21 protein-coding genes are annotated in these 24,331 nt (G+C 66.3%); 9 read left to right on the top strand and 12 right to left on the bottom strand.

The genetic code is table 11. The annotated features are described in order from the left end of the window. Positions 1-81 precede the first annotated feature (81 nt). The 3 genes from A3K89_RS09460 to A3K89_RS09450 all read left to right on the top strand — a co-directional run bounded on the left by A3K89_RS09460 (position 82) and on the right by A3K89_RS09450 (position 4,414). Entirely contained in the window at positions 82-2,079 is a 1,998-nt protein-coding gene (locus A3K89_RS09460) for an APC family permease (RefSeq protein ID WP_068424455.1), read from the top strand. A gap of 14 nt (positions 2,080-2,093) precedes the next feature. Next, positions 2,094-3,359: a class I SAM-dependent RNA methyltransferase gene (locus tag A3K89_RS09455; RefSeq protein WP_068425987.1), complete on the top strand. Its 1,266-nt coding sequence runs from the start codon at positions 2,094-2,096 to the stop codon at positions 3,357-3,359. A gap of 62 nt (positions 3,360-3,421) precedes the next feature. After that, a complete protein-coding gene (locus tag A3K89_RS09450; protein ID WP_174551395.1) occupies positions 3,422-4,414 on the top strand; it encodes an iron-siderophore ABC transporter substrate-binding protein in 993 nt (330 codons plus the stop codon). A 3-nt stretch (positions 4,415-4,417) separates the two neighbouring features. Here the strand turns inward: A3K89_RS09450 and A3K89_RS25965 are convergent, their stop codons facing one another. Next, a complete protein-coding gene (locus tag A3K89_RS25965) occupies positions 4,418-4,567 on the bottom strand; it encodes a hypothetical protein (protein WP_167674272.1) in 150 nt (49 codons plus the stop codon). Positions 4,568-4,592: 25 nt separating this feature from the next. Between A3K89_RS25965 and A3K89_RS09445 the strand changes: the two genes are divergently transcribed. After that, positions 4,593-5,120 carry a CGNR zinc finger domain-containing protein gene (locus A3K89_RS09445; RefSeq protein WP_068424453.1) on the top strand — a complete coding sequence of 176 codons (528 nt, stop codon included), beginning with the start codon at positions 4,593-4,595 and terminating at the stop codon, positions 5,118-5,120. 2 nt (positions 5,121-5,122) lie between these two features. Here A3K89_RS09445 and A3K89_RS09440 read toward each other — a convergent pair whose 3' ends face one another. Both A3K89_RS09440 and A3K89_RS09435 read right to left on the bottom strand, forming a co-directional pair. Further along, positions 5,123-5,962 carry an ABC transporter permease gene (locus A3K89_RS09440; protein ID WP_068424452.1) on the bottom strand — a complete coding sequence of 280 codons (840 nt, stop codon included), beginning with the start codon at positions 5,960-5,962 and terminating at the stop codon, positions 5,123-5,125. Beyond that, the gene (locus A3K89_RS09435; protein ID WP_068424450.1) at positions 5,959-6,921 is read right to left on the bottom strand and encodes an ATP-binding cassette domain-containing protein; all 963 of its coding nucleotides are present in this window, start codon (positions 6,919-6,921) and stop codon (positions 5,959-5,961) included. The genes A3K89_RS09440 and A3K89_RS09435 overlap by 4 nt, the downstream gene beginning before the upstream one ends. A 125-nt stretch (positions 6,922-7,046) precedes the next feature. Here A3K89_RS09435 and A3K89_RS09430 point away from each other — a divergent pair, with 125 nt between their 5' ends. Beyond that, entirely contained in the window at positions 7,047-7,796 is a 750-nt protein-coding gene (locus A3K89_RS09430; RefSeq protein WP_068424447.1) for a sigma-70 family RNA polymerase sigma factor, read from the top strand. Continuing rightward, positions 7,793-8,551, top strand: coding sequence for an anti-sigma factor (locus A3K89_RS09425; protein WP_068424445.1), 759 nt, complete (start codon positions 7,793-7,795; stop codon positions 8,549-8,551). The genes A3K89_RS09430 and A3K89_RS09425 overlap by 4 nt, the downstream gene beginning before the upstream one ends. A 28-nt stretch (positions 8,552-8,579) precedes the next feature. Here the strand turns inward: A3K89_RS09425 and glsA are convergent, their stop codons facing one another. Beyond that, positions 8,580-10,406 carry a glutaminase A gene (gene glsA / locus A3K89_RS09420; protein WP_068424443.1) on the bottom strand — a complete coding sequence of 609 codons (1,827 nt, stop codon included), beginning with the start codon at positions 10,404-10,406 and terminating at the stop codon, positions 8,580-8,582. Positions 10,407-10,591: 185 nt separating this feature from the next. Here glsA and dxs point away from each other — a divergent pair, with 185 nt between their 5' ends. Then, positions 10,592-12,472 carry a 1-deoxy-D-xylulose-5-phosphate synthase gene (dxs, locus tag A3K89_RS09415; RefSeq protein ID WP_068424439.1) on the top strand — a complete coding sequence of 627 codons (1,881 nt, stop codon included), beginning with the start codon at positions 10,592-10,594 and terminating at the stop codon, positions 12,470-12,472. On the opposite strand, the gene A3K89_RS09410 is transcribed toward dxs, so the two are convergent. The 8 genes from A3K89_RS09410 to A3K89_RS09375 form a co-directional block, all read right to left on the bottom strand. Continuing rightward, on the bottom strand, positions 12,473-13,708 hold the full coding sequence (locus A3K89_RS09410; protein WP_068425981.1) for an alpha/beta hydrolase family protein: 1,236 nt from the start codon (positions 13,706-13,708) through the stop codon (positions 12,473-12,475). It abuts the gene before it with no gap. Between the two features lie 51 nt (positions 13,709-13,759). Further along, positions 13,760-14,044, bottom strand: coding sequence for a YciI family protein (locus A3K89_RS09405; RefSeq protein ID WP_068424437.1), 285 nt, complete (start codon positions 14,042-14,044; stop codon positions 13,760-13,762). Between the two features lie 35 nt (positions 14,045-14,079). Next, on the bottom strand, positions 14,080-15,477 hold the full coding sequence (locus A3K89_RS09400) for a sugar porter family MFS transporter (RefSeq protein WP_068425978.1): 1,398 nt from the start codon (positions 15,475-15,477) through the stop codon (positions 14,080-14,082). A 110-nt stretch (positions 15,478-15,587) separates the two neighbouring features. Further along, positions 15,588-16,352, bottom strand: a complete 765-nt coding sequence (locus tag A3K89_RS09395) for an SDR family oxidoreductase (RefSeq protein WP_068425974.1) — start codon at positions 16,350-16,352, stop codon at positions 15,588-15,590. A 124-nt stretch (positions 16,353-16,476) separates the two neighbouring features. Further along, positions 16,477-18,582, bottom strand: a complete 2,106-nt coding sequence (locus A3K89_RS09390; RefSeq protein WP_068424433.1) for a 3-hydroxyacyl-CoA dehydrogenase NAD-binding domain-containing protein — start codon at positions 18,580-18,582, stop codon at positions 16,477-16,479. Then, positions 18,579-19,802, bottom strand: a complete 1,224-nt coding sequence (locus A3K89_RS09385; protein WP_068424430.1) for a thiolase family protein — start codon at positions 19,800-19,802, stop codon at positions 18,579-18,581. The genes A3K89_RS09390 and A3K89_RS09385 overlap by 4 nt, the downstream gene beginning before the upstream one ends. A 71-nt stretch (positions 19,803-19,873) precedes the next feature. After that, complete coding sequence (locus tag A3K89_RS09380; RefSeq protein ID WP_068424429.1) at positions 19,874-21,124, bottom strand: HRDC domain-containing protein; 1,251 nt, start codon at positions 21,122-21,124, stop codon at positions 19,874-19,876. 42 nt (positions 21,125-21,166) lie between these two features. Continuing rightward, positions 21,167-21,766, bottom strand: coding sequence for a DUF3000 domain-containing protein (locus A3K89_RS09375; protein ID WP_068424428.1), 600 nt, complete (start codon positions 21,764-21,766; stop codon positions 21,167-21,169). Positions 21,767-21,914: 148 nt separating this feature from the next. Here A3K89_RS09375 and hemE point away from each other — a divergent pair, with 148 nt between their 5' ends. Both hemE and A3K89_RS09365 read left to right on the top strand, forming a co-directional pair. Then, entirely contained in the window at positions 21,915-22,979 is a 1,065-nt protein-coding gene (gene hemE, locus A3K89_RS09370; protein ID WP_068425971.1) for a uroporphyrinogen decarboxylase, read from the top strand. Next, positions 22,976-24,331 carry a protoporphyrinogen oxidase gene (locus A3K89_RS09365; RefSeq protein WP_068424424.1) on the top strand — a complete coding sequence of 452 codons (1,356 nt, stop codon included), beginning with the start codon at positions 22,976-22,978 and terminating at the stop codon, positions 24,329-24,331. Before hemE ends, A3K89_RS09365 begins: the two co-directional genes overlap by 4 nt.

The following is a 24,331-nucleotide window of genomic DNA, read 5'->3' as shown; positions in this document are numbered from 1 at the left end:
AATCGAGCGGAGGTGGCATCGAATTCGAGTTTCGATGCTCCTGGTACTCGCTTACTCGGCACGAGCGCCTAGGCTCTCACCGTGCCCAAGCTTTCGACCGCCGCGAAGCGGCTCGTGCTCGGCAGGCCGTTCCGCAGCGACAAGCTCGGTCACACGCTCCTTCCGAAGCGCATCGCACTACCCGTGTTCGCCTCCGACGCGATGTCGTCCGTTGCGTACGCGCCCGAGGAAATCTTCCTGGTGCTGTCGGTTGCCGGAATCTCGGCCTATGCCTTCACCCCGTGGATCGGCCTTGCCGTCTGCATCGTCATGGCCGTCGTCGTCGCGAGCTACCGACAGAACGTCCACGCGTACCCGTCGGGTGGCGGCGATTACGAGGTGGCCACCACCAACCTCGGGCCGAACGCCGGGCTGACCGTCGGCAGCGCGCTCCTCGTCGACTACGTGCTCACGGTGGCCGTCTCGATCTCGGCGGCCGCGTCGAACATCGGGTCCGCCGTTCCGTTCGTCGCGCAGCACAAGGTGCTGTTCGCGGTCGTCGCGATCGTGCTCATCACCGCGATCAACCTTCGCGGCATCCGTGAGTCGGGTGCGGCGTTCGCGATCCCGACCTACGCGTTCATGATCGGCATGGTCCTGATGCTGGCGTGGGGTCTGGTCCGTGTGTTCGTTCTCGGTGAGGACCTGCAGGCCGAGTCCGCGTCCTTCGAGCTGAAGGCCGAGGATTCGCATCTGTACGGGATCGCGTTCGCGTTCCTGATCGCGCGGGCGTTCTCGTCGGGTTGTGCGGCGCTGACCGGTGTCGAGGCGATCAGCAACGGCGTTCCCGCGTTCCGGAAGCCGAAATCACGCAACGCGGCGACGACGTTGCTCATGCTCGGCGTCATCGGCATCACGCTGCTGATGGGCATCATCGTTCTGGCCGAGAAGATCGGCATCAAGTACGCCCTCGACCCGCACGAGCAGCTGATCGGTGCGCCCGCGGACTACCACCAGAAGACGCTCATCGCGCAGCTCGCCGAGACCGTCTTCCAGGGCTTCCCGATCGGGTTCTTCTTCATCACCATCGTCACCGCCCTGATCCTCGTGCTCGCCGCCAACACCGCGTTCAACGGCTTCCCGGTCCTCGGATCCGTCCTCGCACAGGACCGTTACCTTCCACGGCAGCTGCACACGCGCGGTGATCGCCTCGCGTTCAGCAACGGAATCCTGTTCCTGTCCGGTGCCGCCATAGCCTTCGTCGTCGTCTTCGGCGCCGAGGTGACCAAGCTCATCCAGCTGTACATCGTCGGCGTGTTCGTGTCGTTCACGTTGAGCCAGACCGGCATGATCCGGCACTGGACACGGTTGCTCCGCACCGAGCAGGACCCCGATGTTCGACGCCACATGTTCCGCTCCCGCATCGTCAACGGTGTCGGTCTCGCGATGACGGGCGCGGTGCTGGTGATCGTGCTGATCACCAAGTTCGCCGCGGGAGCGTGGATCGCCATCGTCGCGATGGTCGCGATCTTCGCGTTGATGCGGATGATCCGTCGCCACTACGACACGGTCGCCCGCGAGTTGGAGAACGAGGAGTGGGACGGCGTACTGCCGAGCCGCACGCACTCGATCGTGCTGGTGAGCAAGCTGCACATGCCGACGCTGCGTGCACTCGCCTATGCACGGGCCACCCGCCCGGACACGTTGGAGGCCGTGACGGTCAACGTCGACGAGGCCGACACGCGCACTCTGGTCCGCGAGTGGGAGGACAGTGACGTCACCGTCCCGCTCAAGGTCGTGGAGTCGCCGTACCGCGAGATCACGAAGCCGGTGCTCGACTACGTCAAGCGAGTACGCCGTGACTCGCCGCGTGACGTCGTCACGGTGTTCATTCCCGAGTACGTCGTCGGACACTGGTGGGAGCAGATTCTGCACAACCAGAGTGCGCTGCGACTCAAGAGCCGCCTGCTGTTCCAGCCGGGCGTGATGGTCACCAGCGTGCCGTGGCAGCTGCATTCGTCCGAGAAGGCGAAGCGCGAGTCGATCGAGAACGCGCCGGGAGCGTCCCGTCGCGGCTACGAACCCCCGAACGCGTCGTGACGGGACAGATGTCGATGACGGAGAACTGGTTCGGCCGCACGATCGAGGTCACCCTGGGACCACCCGGGCACGGCGGGTTCTGCGTCGCCCGCCACGACGGGCGCGTGATGTTCGTCCGGCACGGACTGCCGGGCGAAGTCGTCCGAGCCAAGGTCACCGAGGATCGAGGCGGATCGTTCTGCCGCGCGGACGCCGTCGAGATCGTTTCGCCGTCGCCGGACCGGATCCCGCAGGTCTGCCCCATCTCCGGACCCGGTGGTTCGGGCTGTTGCGACTACTCGCACGCCACTGTCGACGCCGGTCGGGCGATGAAGGCTGCTGTCGTCGCCGAGCAACTGCGTCGAATCGCGGGTATCGATCGCGACGTCACCGTGGAGGGTCTCCCCGGTGACGACGACGGCACCCGGTGGCGTACGCGAGTGCGGTTGGGTGTCGACGGCGCAGGCCGCGCCGGTTTCCATCGCTTCCGTAGCTCGACGCTGGTGACCGACCTCGGCTGCCCACAGGTGGTTGCGGGTGCACTCGACGGTCTCGACGCCGAACGATGGCGTCCGGGAAGCGAACTCGCCGTCGCGGTCGACGGGGACGATGTGCGCCACGTCGTCGAGGTCGCTCCTGCTGCGGTGTCACGTACAGGTCGTCGATCGCCGGGTCGTCGCGGCGCTGCGGCACGTCGGGCAGCCGCGTCGCGACCACGTCCGGAGAAAGTCGTCGAGGGAACCGGGCGTCCGCACGAGTACGTCTCGGGGCGGCAGTGGGAACTCGACGCCACCGGGTTCTGGCAGGCCCATCGGAACGCCGCACAGGTCTACAGCGACGTCGTGTCCGAGTGGGCCGACGCTGCCGCGGGCTCGGTGGCCTGGGATCTCTACGGGGGAGTCGGGGTGTTCGCGGCGAGCGTCGCCGACGCAGTCGGTCCGTCGGGCCGGGTCGCCAGTGTCGAATTCTCCCGTCGCGCAGCCGCGGACGGTGCTGCGGCACTTGCCGATTCACCGCAGATCGAATTCGTTCCCGGCCGGGTCGAACGCGTCGTCGCGTCGCTTCCGTCTCCATCCGTCGTCGTCCTCGACCCGCCGAGATCGGGCGCGGACAAGGACGTGGTGTCGGCGATCGAAGCGACGGACGCCCACCGGGTGGTCCACATCGGTTGCGACCCAGCATCGTTCGCCCGTGACACTGCGCTGTATCGAGCCGCGGGTTTCGAGTTCGCGGACATGCGGGCGTTCGACGCGTTCCCCCTCAGCCATCACGTGGAATGCATCGGATTGTTCGTTCGCTGACGAAAATCGTGGCACCCCCACGGCGACACCGGGTGTCGTAGCGTGGGCGGGTGCTGTCCAGAATGCGAACTTCGTCCCTGTCCACCCTCGCCGTAGCGGTTCTCGCCGTCGGCGCGGTGGTCTCGTGCTCGTCGTCGGAGGTCGGTGAGTCGCCCGATACGACGGGTGCGTCCGCCGAGGGTGCTTTCCCGGTGACGATCGACACCAAGTTCGGCGAGGTGACCGTCGAATCGAAGCCCCAGCGCGTCGTGGCTCTCGGCTGGGCCGACGCGGAAACCGCTCTCGCGCTCGGTGTCCAGCCCGTCGGTGCGAGCGACTGGCTTGCGTTCGGGGGAGACGGGGTCGGCCCGTGGGCCGAGGGCTTGTACGACGCGTCGCCCGAGATCATCGGCACCCAGGAGCCGTCCTACGAGGCCGTCGCCGCGCTCGAACCCGACGTCATTCTCGATACCAAGAGTTCCGGCGACCAGGACAGATACGACCGGCTGTCGCAGATCGCGCCGACCATCGCACTGCCCGAGGGTGCCGACAACTATCTGACCTCGCTCGATCAACAGGTCACCATGGTGTCGGCGGCACTGGGCGAGTCGGCGACAGGAGCCGAGCTGTTGTCCGAGGTCGAGGCGAATTTCGCCGCGGCTGTCGAGCAGAATCCGGAATTCGTCGGCAAGACGATTACCGTCGGCGCGTACAGCGGAACCGGTTACGGCGCATACGTTTCCGACAGCACGCGCATGCAGTTCATGAAGAAGCTCGGGTTCGTGTCCAATCCGACGATCGATGCGCTACCGCCGCAGGGGTTCTCGGTGCCCATCTCCGACGAGGAGCTCGGCCTGCTCGACGCGGACCTCGTCGTGATCTTTCCGATTCAGACGTCGCCGTCCGACGTCACCGACAATCCGCTGTTCCGGGCGATACCGGCAGTGCAGGACGGTCGGTCGCTGGTGTTCGACGACCCCGTCGTCGCGAAGTCGTACTCGACCAGTTCGGTGCTGTCGCTGCAGTACGCGGTGGAGCAGGTCGTTCCGCTGCTCGCCGACAGACTCCAGCAGTAGGCATCAGGGCAGGACGACGGCGAGCTGTGCGCGCTCCGGATACGCCGGAGCGAGGATTCGCTGGGCGCCGCAGGGGCAGTGCTGGTAGCTGATGCGGCCCTCGCTGGTGTCGTGTCGGCTCGTGGTGGTCCAGGTGTGGTCGTGTGTGGTCATACGCCCACTGTGCTGTAATGGTCTTATGCACATCAACCCTTACGGAACGTATGCGGTGCAATTGGGCGTCGACCTCTACAACACGCCGCCTGAATCGGCCGCCGAACTCGGACGGCGCTGCGTCGACGGAGGGCTCGTCGTCGACACCGAACCGACCGACGCCGATCTCGCCGACGCGATGCAGTTCCTCCGTGAATGGGCAACCGTCGTCGACGCGACGACCGACGAGGCACGCGCGGACATCGTCAACGGAATGCTCGCCCGCGCATCGGCCTATCCACGCCTCACCGACCACGCGGGCGACGGGTGGCACATGCATTACCGTGATCCGAACATCCCGCTCGGCGCAGTCATCAGGGCGCTCGTGAGTGTGGGTACCGCACTGCACCTGACGACGCGCGGAATGACGCGGCTGGGACGCTGTGCCGCAGAGGGCTGTTCGAACATCTTCGCCGACGTCTCGCGCACCGGACGCCAACGTTATTGCGGTACAGCGTGTTCCAACCGCGACGCGGTTCGGCGCCACCGCGCACGAGCCGCGTCGCGTGCCTGACGTCAGGTCTTGCGGTTGTAGAGACGCATCGTCAGCGGCCCGAAGATCACCAGGAAGCCGGCGCACATCACCGCGGTGACCAACAGCTTCGAGGAGTCGGGTTCGCCTGCCATCAGGGACCGAATCGACGTGACGAGGAAGCTGACCGGGTTGACCTCGACGAAAGCGCGCAGCCAGCCCGGCATCGTCTGCGGATCGACGAAGATGTTGCTGGCGAATGTCAGCGGGAACAGGATGAACATCGAGACGCCCATGACGGCGGCCTCCGTCCGGACGATCATCGCGATCATCGTCCACACCCACGAGAGGCAGAACGAGAACACCAGCAACAGCACGACCGACGCGACGACGCCCACGACTCCACCCTCGGGCCGGAAACCGATGATCAGGCCGAGAATCAACACGATGACCGACGCCAGCGAATAGCGCACGACGTCACCGAACAGGGCGCCGACGAGCGGCGACGGACGCCAGATGGGCAGCGATCGGAAGCGGTCGAAGACGCCCTTCTCGATGTCCTTGTTGATGGTGACGCCGGTGTACATGGTGATCATGACGACCGTCTGCACCAGGATGCCGGGCAGCAGAAACTGGATGTAGGCGCTCGTCGAGCCGGCCAGTGCCCCGCCGAACAGGTACGTGAACAGCAGCGTGAACATGATCGGGAACATCGTCACGTCGAACAGCTGCTCGGGAACGTGCTTGATCTTCAGCAGCGCGCGCCACCCGAACGACAGCGACGTGGACAGAGCGGACGGCCTCGCGGGTCGGGGACCCGATGCCCGAAGGACGTCGGACACCGCGTCGGTCGACGCCGCGATCTCGGTGGGGGAAGTGGTCATGACGCACGCTCCGTGGTGTCGGTGGTGTGTCCGGTCAGGGCGAGGAAGACCTCGTCGAGACTCGGTTGGCCGATGGCGAACGACGCGATGCCGATTCCCGCTTCTTCGAACGCGGGCAGAGCCGATGCGACCGACGACGTCGAGTCGAGACGCGCCGACAGAGCCGCAGGATCTGCTTCCTCGACGACCTGCTCACGCAGAATCGTGCGCAGGATCCTCGCCGCGGAGTCACGCTGCAGGGGATCGGAGACGCGTACGTGCAGCGATCCCGCGCCGACGGACGCCTTCAGTTCGCTCGTGGTGCCCTCGGCGATGACCTGTCCGCGATCGATGACCGCGATGCGGCCTGCGAGCTGGTCGGCCTCGTCGAGATACTGGGTGGTCAGCAGGACCGTCGTGCCGCCCGCGACGAGTGCGCGCACGATCTCCCACACCTGATTTCGGCTGCGGGGGTCGAGGCCGGTGGTGGGCTCGTCGAGAAAGATCAGTTCGGGGGTGACGATGATGCTCGCCGCGATGTCGATACGCCGACGCATACCGCCGGAGTAGGTCTTCACCTGTCGCCCACCGGCATCGGCGATGCCGAAGGCCGACAACAGCTCGTCCGAGCGCGAGCGGGCGGCCGGGCGAGAATAGCCGTACAGGCGTGCGAGCAGCACCAGGTTCTCGGTGCCGGTGAGGTCCTCGTCGAGCGACGCGAACTGCCCGGTGAGGGACACTTTGCTGCGCACCGCGTCGGGCTCGGCGGCGATGTCGTGACCGAGTACCCGCGCGGTGCCACCGTCGATCGGCAGCAGGGTCGCGAGCATCCGAATGGTCGTCGTCTTGCCTGCCCCGTTCGGGCCGAGCACGCCGTACACCCCGCCCGACGGGACCCGTAGGTCTATTCCATCCACGGCGACGTTGTCGCCGAAGCGTTTGATCAGGCCTGACGTCTCGATTGCCGCCTCGTGTCCCATTCGTCCAAGATTGTCCGAGTTCACGCAGTTCCGCAAATGAATTTCCCGGTCGGCCATCCATTTCGTGACATGTACCGAATGTGTTGTGCGGCGGGAAAACGCGGAGGTTTCGGTGTGAAGGCAATATGAGCACTACTCTCTTGATCAATGAACGCGATCAGAGTCGAAGCAGTTGGGACCTCGTTCCGGTGAGCAGCAACCCGAGCCAGGGTTCGCCGTATCAGGGAATACCAGGCTCAGAAGAGAACCCGTCGACACCCGAGGGCGGCGACGGCCCCGCCTGTGCCGTGCCAAGCGCGCAGCTACGCAATCTGCGCGCGGACGAGGCCGAACGTCTACGTCGACTGATGGTCGCCGTCGCCGCTGGAGATCAGCGCGCCTTCGGCGAGTTGTACGACGCCACATCGGCTCGGGTGTACGGCATGGTGCTGCGGGTTCTGCGCGACCCGGGGTACAGCGAGGAGACGACGCAGGAGGTCTTCCTGCAGATCTGGCGGTCGGCGCCGAACTACGACCCGGCCCAGGGGAGTCCGCTCGCCTGGATCATGACGCTGGCGCATCGACGTGCCGTCGACCGCGTCAGGTCCGAGCAGTCGGGAACCGATCGTGAGGCGGCGTACGGGGCGATCAGCCAGTCCTCGGAACACGACGAGGTGCTCGAGGCGGTGACGCAGCGACTCGAATCCGAGGCCGTGGTTGCGTGCCTCGACACACTGACCGATACGCAGCGCGAGTCGGTACGAATGGCTTACTACAGCGGATGGACCTACCGCGAGGTGGCCGAGCGGCTCGGAGTGGCCGTGCCCACCATCAAATCGCGAATAAGAGATGGACTGATCAAGTTGAAGACATGTCTGGGGGTGACACCCTCATGAGCGACGCATCCCGACAACGGCTGCTCGACGCGGCGGAGGTGTACGCCCTGCACGCGGTCAGCGAGGCCGAGCACGCCGAGATCGAGAACGACCTGCGGTCCGTCGACGACACGGCGCGCGTTCAGTTCAACATCCTCGTCAGCGAGATTCAGGAAACGCTGGCTCTGGTGTCGGTGCTCGACGCCGTCGAACCCCCGGCGGAGCTGAGAACCCGTGTGCTGGACGAGATTCCGAACACTCCGCAGGCGGCGCCGACTCCGCGCGAGAAGTCGAACGTGACGAGCATGGCAGGCCATCGCGAACGTCGAAAGTCCAAGTGGCGCACCACGGTGATGGCCGCTGCGGCAGCGGTGGTCGTCGCGGTCGGCGGCGTCGTCGTGGCTACCCAGGTGCTGCAGAACGAGCCGACGCCGACGCAGGCCGAGCAGATCGTCGCGGCCCCGGATGCGCGCGAGGCCGTCGCCGAATTCCCCGGTGGCGGAACGGCAACCGTCTCGTATTCGCGCGAGTCCGATTCGGTCGTCGTGAAGCTCGACGGCGTTCCGGCTCCCGAGCCGGGCAAGGACTACCAGATGTGGTTCGTGGACGGGACCCCGCGATCGGTGGGTCTGGTGACTGCGGATCAGTTGTCCGGCGACGGAGACACCGTCATCGACGGCATGGGTGCGTCGACCAACTTCGCGTTCTCGCTCGAGCCTGCGGGTGGTTCACCGCAGCCGACCGAGGTGCTGACGATGGTGTCGCTGACGGCCTAGACCGCACGAGAGAGTTCGGCGTCGGGAATCATCTCCCGACGCCGAACTGTCCCAACGACTTGATGGCGATGTTCATCTGGGCGTACGCACCCGCGGCGAGGTTGCCCAGCACGGCCAGTTTCGTCGCGGGTGCGTCCACGGTGAGCGCGTGGAAATCGGCGACGGTCACGACGGCGACGGTCAGGTCGGTGTCGGCGCGGAAATTCAGCAGAAACGGTGTGTTCGCCAACAGAGGCATTTCTCCGAAACTCATGCCGGGGGACAGCGTCGAGATCCGCTGATGGAATCCGTCGGGTGTGTCGTAGGTGGAGCTGACTTCCCCGACGAGAACGAGGAACAGACCGGCAGCGGGGTCGCCCGCCCGCACGATGACGTCGCCCGCTGCGTAGTGCCTGGTGTCGGTCACTGCCTCGACCCGCGCGTACTGCTCCTCGGTGAGTCCGGCCAACACCGGATGTTCGACGGCCGAGATCCTCACGGGCTGCCGCGGGCCCACGCAGTATCGGTCGAGCACCAGTTCCTCGGCCCATCCGATGCCCGAGCCGATGTCTCCGAACACTCGTCCACCGGGATCCTTCGGATCGATGCTGGACGATGCATGACCCAGGACGCCTCGTGGGTCGACGAACGCCGCGTGACAACGCTTGGCGGCGAGCTGGGTGCGCAGGTCGTCGAACATGCTGCGCGCGATGTCGCTGACGTCGTCGACGCCCCGGACGTCGAGCACGAGTGCGTCGAGGTCCTCGTCCAACGTTCCGATCTCACGCACCGCGGTCTCCGCGCCCGAGAACAGCAGATCGCCGTGCAGTTCGTACACCCGCGCGCGGTGACCGAACTTCGCCAGCGCGTCCTGCTCGATGTCGCTTCTCCGTTTACGCGACGGGGCCTCGGCGACGGTGTAGCGCCCACGGACCGCCGACGCCGCGGCGCGGGGCACGTGCAGGAAGTGCAGCTCCAGCGTGCGAGAGAGCTGACGGCACGCGGCCACCCCGCGGACGCTGTTGCCGTGTCCGTCCAGGCGCGGCGAGTAGACGGCGATGCCCATCTGACCCGGCAGGACCGCAAGTACCCCGCCGCCGACCCCGCTCTTCGCGGGCAAACCGACTTTGGCGACCCAGTCGCCTGCGCCGTCGTACATTCCGCAGGTCGTCATGACGCTGAGCACTCGCTCGACAAGAACGGGGGACAGGGCGCGTTCACCCGTTCGCGGATTGACGCCGTTGTTGGCCATGGTCGCGGCCATCATCGCCAGGTCGGCGGCGGTGACGTCGATGGAACACTGACGGAAGTACAGGTCGACGGCCTCGTCCGGGTCGCCGGCGATGATGTCGAACGACCGGAGCATGTATCCGATCGCGCGGTTCCGATGACCGGTTCTCGCCTCGGACCTGTACACGGCGTCGTTGAACGTCAGTTCGCGTCCCGCGTACCGCGAATAGGCCTTTCTGATGCGTTCGAAGCGCTGCTCGGCAGTCCGACCGTGGATCAGCGATGCCGAAGTGATGGCGCCGGCGTTGATCATCGGATTTCGTGGACGTTCGGTAACGGGGTCGAGGCTGATCTCGTTGAACGGTTCGCCGGACGGCTCGATGTCGATCTTCGCGGCGACCGCGTCCTCCCCGTTGTCGGCGAGCGCGAGACCGTACGTGAACGGCTTCGAGATGGACTGAATGGTGAACGGCGCGCGCGTGTCGCCGATTTCGTAGACGTACCCGTCACTCGTGGCCAGCGCGATTCCGAAGCCGTCGGGGGACACCGCGGCCAGTTCGGGTATGTAATCGGCCACGGCGCCCGAGATTTCGTCGCGGCACGCCTCGTGGATGCGGTGCAGAATGTCGTCGACCACGGTCGTCATGAGGCAACCCTATGCTGCAGCTACGGGATTCGATGTGACCACGGACGCGCCATCCGTGGTTGGGCGCACCGAGCAGACCACAGTATTGTCGATTGGAACGTGTTGTCGAGGGCTTCGCTCGCGACAGGCTACGTAGACTGTGCTGATCGTGACTCGCAAGAGTCCGGCCGAAGGGAGCGATCTCGGTGGGTGTCCTAGCTCGTGTTCAGACGCCCGAGGACCTGCGCCGTCTGGCCCCGTCCGAGGTTGCCGACCTGGCCGGCGAAATTCGCGATTTCCTCGTCGAGAAGGTGTCCGCCACAGGAGGCCATCTCGGCCCGAACCTCGGCGTCGTCGAACTGACCCTGGCCGTGCACCGCACCTTCGATTCGCCGAACGACCCGATCATCTTCGACACCGGTCATCAGGCGTATGTCCACAAGATGATCACCGGTCGCGCGGGAGCGTTCGACTCCCTGCGCAAACAGGGCGGGCTGTCCGGCTACCCGGCTCGTTCGGAGAGCGAGCACGACTGGGTCGAGTCCTCCCACGCGTCGGCATCGTTGTCGTACGCCGACGGTCTCGCCAAGGCGTTCCAGTTGACCGGGCAGAACGACCGTCACGTCGTCGCCGTCGTCGGCGACGGCGCGCTCACCGGCGGAATGTGCTGGGAGGCACTGAACAACATCGCAGCGGGCAAGGATCGCTCGCTCGTCATCGTCGTCAACGACAACGGCCGCTCCTACGCGCCCACGATCGGCGGGCTCGCCGAGCACCTCGCGGCCCTCCGACTCCAGCCCGGCTACGAGAAAGTCCTCGACAACGGTCGACGGATCGTGCGAAGGATTCCGTTGGTCGGAAAGACGGCGTACGCGATGCTGCACGGCATGAAAGCCGGTGTGAAGGACGCGATCAGCCCCCAGGTCATGTTCACCGACCTCGGGATCAAGTACCTCGGGCCGGTCGACGGTCACGACGAGCCTGCACTCGAGGCCGCACTGCGACGAGCCAAGGCGTACGGCGGGCCCGTCATCGTCCACGCTGTCACCCGCAAGGGGATGGGCTACGCGCACGCCGAGAATCACGTCGCCGACCAGATGCACGCCACCGGCGTCATCGACCCGCTCACAGGTCTCGCGCGGTCGAAATCAGGGCCGGACTGGACGTCGGTGTTCTCACAGGAACTCATCGATCGGGCCGCGGTTCGCGAGGACGTCGTGGCCATCACCGCGGCGATGGCAGGCCCGACGGGACTTGCCGCGTTCGGAGAGGCCTATCCCGACCGTTTGTTCGACGTCGGCATCGCCGAGCAGCATGCCGTCACCTCGGCGGCGGGTCTCGCGCTCGGTGGACTGCATCCGGTCGTCGCGGTCTATTCGACGTTCCTCAACCGTGCCTTCGACCAGCTTCTCATGGACGTGGCGCTGCTGAAGCTGCCGGTGACACTCGTGCTCGACCGTGCGGGCGTCACCGGTGCTGACGGGGCGAGCCACAACGGCATGTGGGACTTGTCGCTACTCGGTATCGTGCCCGGCATGCGTGTCGCGGCGCCCCGTGACGGCGCGACGTTGCGCGAAGAACTCGGCGAAGCCCTCGCGATCGACGACGGTCCGACCGCTCTGCGATTCCCGAAAGGTTCGGTCACCGAGGACGTTCCGGCGATTCGCCGGCTGGACGGTGTGGTCGACGTGCTCGCCGAGCCGGAAACGGACGACCGTGACGTTCTGATCGTTGCGGTCGGAGCGTTCGCCGGCTTGGCGCTCGACGCCGCGAAGAAGCTGACGGCACAGGGACTTTCGGTTGCCGTCGTCGATCCGCGCTGGGTGCTTCCGGTCCCGGACTCGCTGACGGCGCTCGCCGCCGATTACCGCCTCGTCGTCACGCTCGAGGACTCGGGTGTGCACGGCGGTGTCGGATCGAGCGTATCCGCCGCTATCCGAGCCGCAGGAGTCGATACGGTCTGCCGCGACATCGGTGTGCCGCAACGCTTCCTGGATCACGCTTCTCGCGAGCAGATTCACCGCGAACTGGGTCTCACGTCCGAGGACGTCGCTCAGAACATCGTCGACTGGGCCAAGACGGTCTGATCACCCGAGCGTCGCGTCGAGCCAGTCGAACATGCGTTGATCGGTCAGTAGTCGGGCCATCGGCTGGCAGTGATAGTTGGCGCCCTCGGCCGCGGTGAAGTCGCACAGATGCACCGGGGCGACGACGGCGTCGGCCAGTTGCTTCGGCTGGCCCGGCCAGAACTGTTCGTCCTCGGGGTTCGCCACGAACAACGGGGTGTCGATCTTGCCGAGCAGACCGTTCATGGTGTACCTGCGTACCTCCATCACGGTGTCGAAGTAGCCGTCGCGCAAATACGGTCTGGCGCGGAAATTCCATTCGCGTGCAGTCTCTTTCGAGACTTTCATTCCCATCGCCATGTCGCGGTCGAATGCCGCGCGGTTACCGTCGTCGAGCATGCGGATCATGTTCTTCGGGAAGTGATCCGTCCACGAGGTCGCGACGTCGACGACGCCCGGATCGAGTATCGCTGCCGCGAAGCGGTGTTCGAACGCGAGCGCCCGCGGTACCCAGAAACCTCCCTGGCTCAGCCCGTACAGCGCCAGCTTGTCCGCGTCGACGTCGGGACGGCCGACGAGGGCGTCGACGACCGGCGTCACGACGGCTTCCCAGTCGGGTCGGAACCCGATGCCGCGTTCGAACAGCATCGATTGTTGTCCGGGTCCGTCGAACACGAGCACGTTGTACCCGCGCGCCAGCGCGCCCGCCGCCCCCGACGACCACAGCGCACTCATCGACCCGTCGCTGCCGTTGACCATGACGAATGTCTTCCGGCGACCCTCGCCCGATGCGTGGAAGAAGTAGCCGGGCATGTGCCCGTCCTCGTACGGAATATCGATGCGGTCCACCGAATACGACGTCGTGTCCACGAAACGATCCCACGCCGAGCGATGCTGCCGGAACGTCGGCAGCAACTGGTCGTCGCTGCCCAGTCCCGCGATCGAATTGACTGCGACGGCGAAATACGTCGACGCGCGCAGATACGCCTGTGCGGCGCTGACGTCGTGGCCGGACTCGGCCGAACGGTCGGCGAGAGCCCTCACGCGCGTTCCGAGTGCGACCCAGGCGTCGAACCAGGCGTCGTGGTCGTTGTCGCGGACGTGCGCGATCGCGGACATGACCTCACCGGCGTCGGTCGCACCGAACGCGGCTGCGCCGAGCGCGATGCGAACTTCGAAGTCGAAATCGTCGTTGCGGTAGAACCCGGCGGTGAACGCCTGATGGGGATGCGTCAGGAACGATGGTGTGCGGGGCATGGTGTCACGATGCCTGTCGACGGGTGCGGCATCGGCACGCACTCCGAAAAATCACCCTCCGAAATCACCCCGTGCCGGCGTCCATTCGGACACCCGGACATCCTCGACGAGGTGTGCGCGCGCGAACGGATCGTGGGCGAACAAGCGTCTGACGGCATCGGCGTCGTCGGCCTGCACGATGAATGTCGCTCCGGTGTGGTCAGCCGTCGGCCCGGACGATCGAACGACCTTGCGGCGAACGAGTTCGGTCAGCCACGCGCGATGATCGGTGCGGTGGTCGTCGCGGCCGGCGGACGATTCGTCGGTGTACGAGTACTCGACGACGAACATTCCCATGACATCTCACTCCCTTCGGAGTGCTTCTCGATTCACTACAGGACCATGTCCTCGAGTTCCATACCCTTCGTCTCGCGGATCTTGAACCTGACGAAGAAGAACGACAGGAGCGCGAAGAACGCGAAGAAGGAATAAATGAAACCGAGGCCGATGGATTGCGACAGCGGTGGAAACGCAAGTGTGATGGCGAAATTCGCGATCCAGTTCGCTGCGGTACTGAGGCCGAGGGCCACAGCACGAATGTTGTTGGGGAACATCTCGCCGAGCATCACCCACATGATCGGACCCCACGTGGCGGCGAAGAAGATGACGAACAAGTTGGCTCCGACCAACGCGACGACGCCCCACGGTTCCGGAAGGGTCAGATCGTCACCGGATCCCACCGCCTGCGAGAACGACACCGCCGCGAGTACCAGACCGACGAACATTCCGACCGAGCCGATCGACAGAAGCTTCTTGCGACCGACCCGATCGACGAACAGAATGGCGACGAACGTCATGCTGACGTTGATGATCGACGTGATCACCGACGTGACGAACGACTGGTTCTCGCTGAAACCGACCGACTTCCACAGCGTCGTCGAGTAGTAGAAGATCGCGTTGATGCCGACGAACTGTTGCAGGATCGCCATCGCGATTCCCACCCAGACGATCGGCTGCAATCCGAATTTCGGTCCTCGGATGTCGCGGAACGACGACCGAGATTCTTTCCGCAACGTCAGCCGAATTTCCTGAACTCGCTCACCGGGATTCAGCTCGCCGGACACTTCGCCGAGAATGCGCGCGGCCTCCTCGTCGAGATGCTTGCCGACGAGGTATCGCGGCGATTCGGGGATGAGCGTCGCAAGAAAGCCGTAGACGAGTGCCGGTACGACGCCGACGAGGAACATCCACCGCCACGCTTCGAGGCCGAACCACAGATCGTTCGACGGCCCACCCGCGGCGTTCTGCAGCACGGCGTCGGACAGCAGGGCTGCGAAGATGCCGACGGTGATCGCCAACTGCTGCAGCGACGCCAACCCGCCACGGAATCGAGCTGGGGCGATCTCGGAAATGTACGCCGGGGCGATCACCGACGCGATACCGATTCCGAGACCGCCGAGCACGCGCCACAGCATGAGATCGGGCACGCTGAAGGCGAATCCGGACCCGAGCGACGAAATGGTGAACAGAGCCGACCCCAGCAGCATGACGCGTTTGCGGCCCCAGCTGTCGGCGAGTCGGCCCGCGAACCACGCGCCGACCGCACACCCGAGCAGCGCGATCGCGACCGCGAAACCGGTGACGAACGACGACAGGGCGAAGTTCTCCTGAATGGAATCGACGGCTCCGTTGACCACCGAGGAATCGAAGCCGAACAGGAAGCCGCCGACCGCGGCCGCGACGGTGACCCCGATGACCTTCGCAGTGTGGCGTTCTGCAGATTGCGTCATGGCGAGTCCTGCTTTCGCGGTCGGGACCAGCAGCGGCGATGGTCTGAACGTCATCATGGACCCGACCCGAGCACGGCGTGTGCGAAATCGTGCGATTCTCGTTCGAACAGTTACCGGGCCTGTTGCGTCCCGAGCCACTCGTCGAACGTCTGGATTCCGTGGTCCGCGTCCGCGCCCGTCAGCAGGGTCCCGTCGCGCATCGCTTTGCCGTATGCACCCGGTATCGGGAGTTCGACGATTCGGCCGCCGAGGTGTGCCTGCGTTCCCTCGATCGAGGCGGCGTAGTCGCGCACCATCCGGGACATCAGTTCTGTGTGAGGGCCGCCGAGATCCTTCACACGCCCTGCAGGCGTGCCCTCGGCCAGTTGGACGAGGCGTGCAGCGACCTCTCGCGCCGCGATGGGCTGCGACCGCATCTTCGGCACGACGATGATCGGACCGATCTTGATCTGTCCGTAGATCTGCGACGCGAACTCGTGGAATTGAGTCGCACGCAGAATCGTCCACGGCACGTCACCGCTCGTGACTTCTTTCTCCTGGGCGACCTTGCCTGCGTAGTACATGTGCGGCGCGTCGTCGATGCCCACGATGGACAGGGCGACGTGATGCCGCACGCCCGCGGTTTTCTCCGCCGCGAGAAGAGTGCGCGTCACCGTCGTGAAGAACGCCGTGGAGTCCTTCGCCGACATCGTCTGGGTGGACGAGACGTCGATCAGTACGTCGACGCCGTCCAACGCGCCGGCCAGTCCTGTTCCGGTGGTGAGGTCCACTCCCGACGAGCGCGAAAGAACCACGACCTCGTGTCCGTTGTCCTTCGCCACTCGGACGACGTGACGGCCCACGACGCCGGTGCCCCCTGCGACTGCGATTCTCATGTTCTGTGTCATACCACCTCGGACGAGACAGCCCGGGCGAATGTGACAGGGTGCCGCTGCGCGACCCGTGCGCGGATAGTTGGCCTCCAGGCCAACTATCCGCGCACGGGCGGCTACGCCGCAGCTACACGCTGGCGACGCCCGGAGCCAGGAAACGCTTGCCGGTCACCGCTTCCGACGTGCCGGTGCGGTCGAGGTACGGCGTGATGCCGCCGTTCCAGAATCCGAACCCGCCACCGAGGAGCAGGCAGAGATCGATGTCCTCGGGTGCTGCGACGACGCCCTCGTCGAGCATGATGCGGATCTCGTCGGCGAAGGCCCGACGCGTCCGGTCGAGCACCTCTTCGGCAGTCGAGGGCGAATCACCCTGCGGCCACAGCGCGGCGACCTCGGGGTCGACGACCTGGCCTTCCGGTCCCCAGGTCCACACGCCGGGCTTCTTGGCGTCGACGAGTGCGCGGAAACCTGCGGAGTCCTTGAACCGATCCGGGTACGCCTCGCCGAGCGTCTCGGCGGTGTGCAACGCCACGGCAGGTCCGACGAGGCCGAGCAGCGTCAGCGGGCTCATCGGCATGCCGAGTTCACCGACGGCACCGTCGGCGACCTCGAACGGGGTGCCCTCGTCGATGGCGGCGATGATCTCGCCCGACGCACGCGTCACGAGTCGGTTGAACACGAAGCCAGGAAGGTCGGCGGACAGTACCGCGGACTTCTTGAGCGTCTTGGCCGTCGCGAACGCTGTTGCGAGCGTGGCATCGTCGGTCTTCTCGCCCTTGACGACCTCCAGAAGCGGAAGCACGGCAACGGGATTGAAGAAGTGGAAGCCGACGACGCGTTCGGGGTGCGACAGGTCGGCGGCCATCTTCGTGATCGACAGCGACGACGTGTTGGTCGCGAGAATCGTTTCGGGAGAGACGAATTCCTCGACCTCGGCGAAGACCTTCTTCTTCACGTCCAGGTTCTCGAACACGGCCTCGATCACGAAGTCGGTCTTCGCGAACGCAGCCTTGTCGATGGATCCGGACACCAACGCCTTCAGGCGGTTCGCGGCGTCGGGGGACAGGCGCTTCTTGCCGAGCAGCTTGTCGATCTCGTCGTGGACGTAGCCGACGCCCTTGTCGATGCGCTCCTGATCGATGTCGGTGAGGATGACCGGCACCTTCAGCTGGCGTACGAACAGCAGAGCCAGCTGGCTGGCCATCAAGCCCGCTCCGACGATGCCGACGCCGGAGATCTTGCGCGCCAACGACTTGTCGGGTGCGCCCGCCGGACGCTTCGCGCGCTTCTGCACCAGGTCGAACGCGTACAGGCCTGCGCGCAACTCGTCCTTGACGAGAAGTGTCGACAACGCTTCGTCCTCGGCGGCGAATGCCGTGTCGAGTGACGCCGAGTCGGTGATGTCCGTCGATTTGGCGAGCTCGATGAGCTCGACGGCAGCGACTGGTCCCGGTGCGAAGTTGCCGGTCTTGCCTGCGACGATTCCCTTGGCGCGCGCGACGGCGTCGTCCCATGCCTGGCCGCGATCGATGTCCGGGCGTGCCGGGGTGATCTCGCCCTTGACGACCTGTGCGGCCCATGCGAGGGACTGCTCGATGAAGTCGGCCCCACCGAGCACGACGTCGGCGATGCCGAGGTCCAGCGCCTGCTGTGGCTTCAGGGTGCGGTTCTGGTTGAGCGAGTTCTCGATGATCACCGTGACCGCGTTCGATGCACCGATGATGTTGGGCAGCAACTGAGTTCCGCCCCAGCCGGGAACGAGGCCGAGGAAGGCCTCCGGAAGACCCAGTGCTGCAGCGTTGTCGGCGACCGTCCGGTAGTGCGAGTGCAGACCGACCTCGAGGCCGCCACCCAATGCTGCGCCGTTGATGAACGCGAACGTCGGAATCTCGGACTCGCGCAGGCGTCGGAACACCTTGTGGCCGAGCTTCCCGATCTGCAGCGCCTCATCCTTGGTCTCGATGTTCGGTACGCCGTTGAGATCCGCGCCGACGGCGAAGATGAACGGCTTGCCGGTGACCGCGATGGCAACCGGGTTTGCCGCGAACGCCTCGTCGAGGGCCGCGTCGAGCTGCGTCAGTCCGCCGGGACCGAACGTCGACGGCTTGGTGTGGTCGTAGCCGTTGTCCAACGTCACCAGCGCGATCGGGCCGTCGAGGCCAGGGACGGCAACGAGCTTGGTGAACGCGTTCGTGACTACCTCGTCCGTGAACGCCGTGGTGATGTCGCTCATTTGGAAGCTCCTGAGTAATCGGCGTGGTTCGGGTTCTCCCAGATGACGGTTCCGCCCATGCCGAGACCGATGCACATGGTCGTCAGGCCGTAGCGGACCTCCGGCTGCTGCGCGAACTGACGGCTCAGCTGCGTCATCAGTCGCACGCCCGACGAGGCGAGCGGATGACCGCACGCGATCGCGCCACCCCACTTGTTGACGCGGGGGTCGTCGTCGGCGATGCCGTAGTGCTCGAGGAACGCCAGAACCTGGACGGCGAACGCCTCGTTGATCTCGAACAGGCCGATGTCGTCGATGCCGAGGCCCGTCCGTGCGAGCACCTTCTCGGTGGCCGGGACCGGACCGATGCCCATCACAGCAGGATCGACGCCTGCGAAGGAGAAGCCGACCATTCGCATGCCGACGTTCAGGCCCAACTCGTGGGCCGTGTCCTCGCCTGCCAGGATCGCGGCGGTGGCCCCGTCGTTCAGGCCTGCGGCGTTGCCGGCGGTGACGCGCCCCGCGGGACGGAACGGCGTCTTCAGCTTCGCGAGATCCTCCACGGTGGTGCCGGGGCGAGGCGGCTCGTCCTCGGTCGCCAGGCCCCAGCCTGCGGCGGACTTGGTCGCGACGGGTACGAGCGTGTCGGCGATGAAGCCGGCCTTCTTCGCGGCGTCGTACTTCTCTTGGCTCGCGGCGGCGTAGGCGTCGGTGCGATCCTTGGTGATCGACGGGAAGCGATCGTGCAAGTTCTCGGCCGTGTTGCCCATGACGAGGGCGCTCGGATCGACGAGCTTGTCGGCGAGGAAGCGCGGGTTCGGGTCGACGCCCTCGCCCATCGGGTGCCGTCCCATGTGCTCGACTCCGCCGGCGATGACGACGTCGTACTGGCCGAAGCCGATGCCCGAGCCGGTCGTGGTGACCGACGTCATCGCGCCGGCGCACATGCGGTCGATCGCGAATCCGGGGACGCTGCGGGGGAGTCCGGCGAGAAGTGCCGAGGTACGACCGATGGTCAGTCCCTGATCGCCTGTCTGGGTGGTCGCAGCAATGGCGACCTCGTCGATCCGCTCGGGCGGCAGATTCGGATTCTTGCGGAGCAGCTCGCGGATGGCCTTGACGACGAGGTCGTCGGCACGGGTGTCGGCGTAGATGCCCTTGGGGCCTGCTTTGCCGAACGGGGTGCGGATGCCGTCGACGAACACGACATTCCGCTGTGAGTTGGACGCGGGTACAGACACGCTTCGATCCTCCCGACTGATGCGGACGTTCTTGCCCGGCCGACGCCGGGCTGCCCCCACTGTAGCCGGTATTACCGGTCGGTAACTTGAGGAGGGGTCAGTGCCTCGACGAGGACCGGAACGACCAGCTCACGCTGCCACGGCCGGGCGCCTGCTACCGTGAGCCTCGACTCGAACGACGCGGCGTCGTCCGACGGTTGCCAGTCCCAGACCAGACGGCGCAACTGATCCGGCATCAGAAGGTTCTCGACGGGCACCGACACGTTCTCGCTCAACTCCGACATCGCAGCACGCACAGCGGAGAGGCGGTCGGCCGCGTCGGGGTCCTTGCGGGCCCACCGACTCGGCGGCGGCGGACCGTCGAACGGAAGCGTCTTGGGTGGCAGGTCACGCGCGTCCAGAGAGCGCGCACGCTCGAGCGCGCTCAACCACAGGCGCGTCGACCTGCGTTGACGCGGACCGCCGAACACCGGAAGGGCGCGTAGTTCGCTCTCGGTCTTGGGGTCTGCGGTCGCCGCGGCGATGATCGCGGAGTCCGGAAGGACGCGGCCGGCCGCGAGGTCGCGACGGTGCGCGACCCCGTCGCGTGTCTGCCACAGCTCACGCACCGCGGCGAGCACGCGGGGTGACTTCACGGAGTGGATGCCCGACGTCTTGCGCCACCGATCGCCCTTCGGCTTGGGCGGTCCGAGAGTAAGGATGTGCTCGAATTCCTGACGTGCCCATTCGGTCTTGCCCTGGCTTTCCAGTTCCGCAGCCATCGCATCGCGTAGTTCGACGAGGACCTCGACGTCGAGAGCGGCGTAATTCAGCCACGTCTCGGGCAGTGGACGCGTCGACCAGTCGGCTGCGCCGTGGCCCTTCTGCAACGACAGACCGAGCATCCGCTCGACGATGGCACCGAGCCCGACGCGTTCGAATCCCGCGAGACGGCCCGCGAGCTCGGTGTCGTAGAGAGAGGCAGGCACGAGGCCGAGTTCGGCGAGGCCCGGTAGGTCCTGATCGGCCGAATGCAACACCCATTCGAGCGGGTTGACGACCTCGGCGAGAGGAGCGAGCGCGTCGGCGACCGGGATCGGATCGAGCAGCACCGTCCCCGCACCACGCCGTCGGAACTGAAGCAGGTAGGCGCGTTGGGAGTAGCGAAATCCCGACGCGCGTTCCGCGTCGACGGCCAGTGGTCCGTCGCCGCCCGCGAGCAGTTCGGCAGCGGCGCGTACACCGTCGGCCGTCGTGACGACGTCGGGCACACCGTCGGCCGGGGCGAGCAGAGGTACCGGGTTCGGTGTGTCCGAGGAGTCGTCGGAACTGGTCACTGACATGAGAGGAGACTCTAGGCCCTCACGAGTGACCTGCGTACCGCGCTACGTGCGGCTCGCGTCCCGTCCCTTCAGCTCGGTGATGCCTGCCGGCGGCAATCCGGCGGCGTACGCCAGCACTTCGCAGAACGCTTCGACGTGCGATGCCAACTCGATCGACGTCGCCGTCCACGACGCGCGCAGCTCGAGCTGGTGAGCCTTCGGTGGGCCGGCGATGTCGCCGTAGCGCACCGAGCTGGTGGACGTCACCGTGCCCCCGAGCGCGGTCAGCGGCTCCGATCGGCTCTCGAGCGCGTCGACGAGCCAGCTCCAGCCGACCTCGGGGAGAAGGGGGTCCGACGCGAGCGATTCGTCGACGTCGGCCTGGATGTAGGCCACGAGACGCATCGTGCCGTTCCAGGCTTCGTCCCCGTCGGGGTCGTACAGCAGGATCAATCGACCGAAGGCGTCGCCGTCGAACTGCTCGTCCGTGTTCTCGCGCGCCTGCTGTTGCACCTCGGCGCCGACTGCATAGCTGTAGGGGGCAAGGCGCTGCGGAGGCCGGATCGGCCCGATCTCGATCGCCGGGTGCACGACGGCCCGGTGCATCGCCTCGATCGCCGATCGAAACGGCGCAGGCTCGGCAGAGGGTCCGGGTTTGGTCACGACTCCGGACGTTAGACTTCTCACGTATTTCGGCGTCGGAGGCGCGCCGATTCGGAACAAATGTCGCTTCTGGTTCGTTCGAGTGAGCCGAAACCGTGGCGTACCTGCATGAAGGAAGTGTCGCCGCCGCGTGGCAGCATGGACGGCGATGAACAACGACACGCCTTCGACCCGTCGCCAGCTGCCCGACGCCCCTCTTCTGGCGGCCGCCGCCGGAAGGAAGGCGTCGCGACGACCTGTCTGGTTCATGCGACAAGCAGGACGTTCGCTTCCCGAGTACCGAAAGATTCGTGCCGGTATCGGAATGCTCGACTCGTGCTTCGATCCGGCGCTCGTCGCCGAGATCACTATGCAGCCGGTGCGTCGCCACGACGTCGATGCGGCAATCCTGTTCTCCGACATCGTCGTTCCGCTCAAGGCTGCGGGTATCGATCTCGACATCGTCGCCGGTACCGGCCCGGTCGTCGCGAATCCGGTGCGTTCGGCGGCGGACGTCGCCGCGCTGCCCACGCTGCACAGCGAGCAGGTCGAGCCGGTGGCGAAGGCAGTGACGTTGCTGACCGAGGAGCTCGGGCAGACCGCCCTCATCGGGTTCGCGGGCGCGCCGTTCACGCTGGCGTCGTACCTCGTCGAGGGTGGTCCGAGCCGCAACCACGAGAAGACCAAGGCGCTGATGCGTTCGGATTCCGCGACGTGGCATGCACTCCTCGACACCCTCGCGGACACCACCATCACGTTCCTGCAGGCACAGATCGACGCGGGCATCGATGCCCTGCAGCTGTTCGACTCCTGGGCCGGTGCACTGTCGCTGGCCGATTACCGCGAATTCGTGCTGCCGCACTCGACCAAGGTGTTCGACGCCGTCAGCGCGGCGGGCGTTCCCAAGATCCACTTCGGCGTCGGCACGGGTGAACTACTGGGCGCGATGGGCGAGGCAGGTGCGGACGTCGTCGGCGTCGACTGGCGCATCCCGCTCGACGACGCCGTCCGACGCGTCGGCCCCGGAAAAGCGTTGCAGGGCAACCTCGATCCCGCCGTGCTGTTCGCAGGCTGGGACGCCGTCGAATCCGAGGTGCGACGCATCGCCGGCGAGGCGGATCGTGCCGTGGCGGCCGGCGCCACCGGGCACGTGTTCAACCTCGGACACGGCGTGCTGCCGGACACCGACCCGGACGTGCTGACTCGCGTCGTGGAGCTGGTGCATTCGCTGTGACCGTGCGGCGGGTAGCGGTCGTCGGCGGCGGTATCACCGGTCTCACCGCGGCGTATCGGCTGCGTTCGACGCTCGGTCCGGACGCCGTCGTCACCGTCGTCGAAGGGTCGGATCGGCTCGGTGGCACGCTGCGGACGGTGCACCTCGAAGACGGCCCTCTCGACGTCGGGGCCGAGGCGTTCATCGGTCGTCGACCCGAGATTCCCGCCCTGATGGAGGAGCTGGGTCTCGCGAGCCAGCTCGTGCACCCCGCAGGCAAGCGGCCACTGATCTACTCGCAGAACGCGCTGCATCCGTTGCCCGGCGGCACGCTGATGGGCATCCCGGCGTCCGCGTCGTCGGTCGTGGGACTCGTCGACGACGCGACCGTGCGCGCCATCGAGGCAGAGCCCGAAACCCCGCTGCAGTGGAATCGACACACGGACGTCAGTGTCGCCGAGCTGGTGGGCGGACGGTTCGGTGAGCAGGTGCTGCACCGATCGGTCGATCCGCTGCTCGGCGGTGTGTACTCGGGCCTGTCCGCGTCGATCGGTGTACGCGCTGCGCTCCCGACTCTGGCTGCGGCACTGGACGATTCGGCGACGAGTCTCACCGCGGCGGTCGCCGCAGCAATACCGCCGCCGAGCGCAGGGCCGGTCTTCGGTGCACTGCGTGACGGCTACGGTGTTCTGATCGACGCGCTCGTCGCTGCCGCGGACGCGCGCATCGTCCTCGGGACCGCGGTCACGTCTCTCCGTCGGACGTCCGGCGGTTGGGATGTCGACCCGATCGGCGAGGTCGACGCCGTCGTTCTCGCAGTTCCGGCGCCCGCGCTCGCAACCATTCTTTCCGCTGCCGTGCCCGAGGCGTCGGCAGCGGCGGCCGACATCGAGCTCGCATCGGCGGCGGTCGTCGCGATGGCACTTCCGTCGGACGCCGAACTACCCGACAACTCGGGCATACTCGTGGCGACGGACGCAGGTCTCGAGACCAAGGCGTTCACGCTGTCGAGTCGCAAATGGGGGCACCTTGCCGACCGGTCTGTCTCGCTGGTTCGTGCGTCGTTGGGTCGATTCGGTGACACCAGGGCGCTCGACTGGACGGACGACACGCTGGTCGATGTTGCGCGTCAGGGTCTTAGGCGCGTGACCGGTATCGAGATCGACCCGTCGTCGAGCGTCGTCCAGCGATGGCGCGGGGGACTGCCGCAGTACGCGCCGGGGCATCTCGATCGCGTCGCCGCGATCTTCTCGGCTGTCGAGGACGTCGACGGGTTGGCCGTCGCAGGCGCGTGGAGCAACGGCGTCGGTGTGCCCGCGTGTGTCGCGTCCGCCACCAGGGCGGCCGCGGCCATATGCGAAGTGGCACGATAG

The sequence above is a fragment of the Rhodococcoides kyotonense genome, from assembly GCF_001645385.1.
GTDB lineage: Bacteria > Actinomycetota > Actinomycetes > Mycobacteriales > Mycobacteriaceae > Rhodococcoides > Rhodococcoides kyotonensis_B.
Note: the sequence above shows the minus strand (reverse complement) of the source record. Positions and strands in the feature narration are given on the sequence as shown.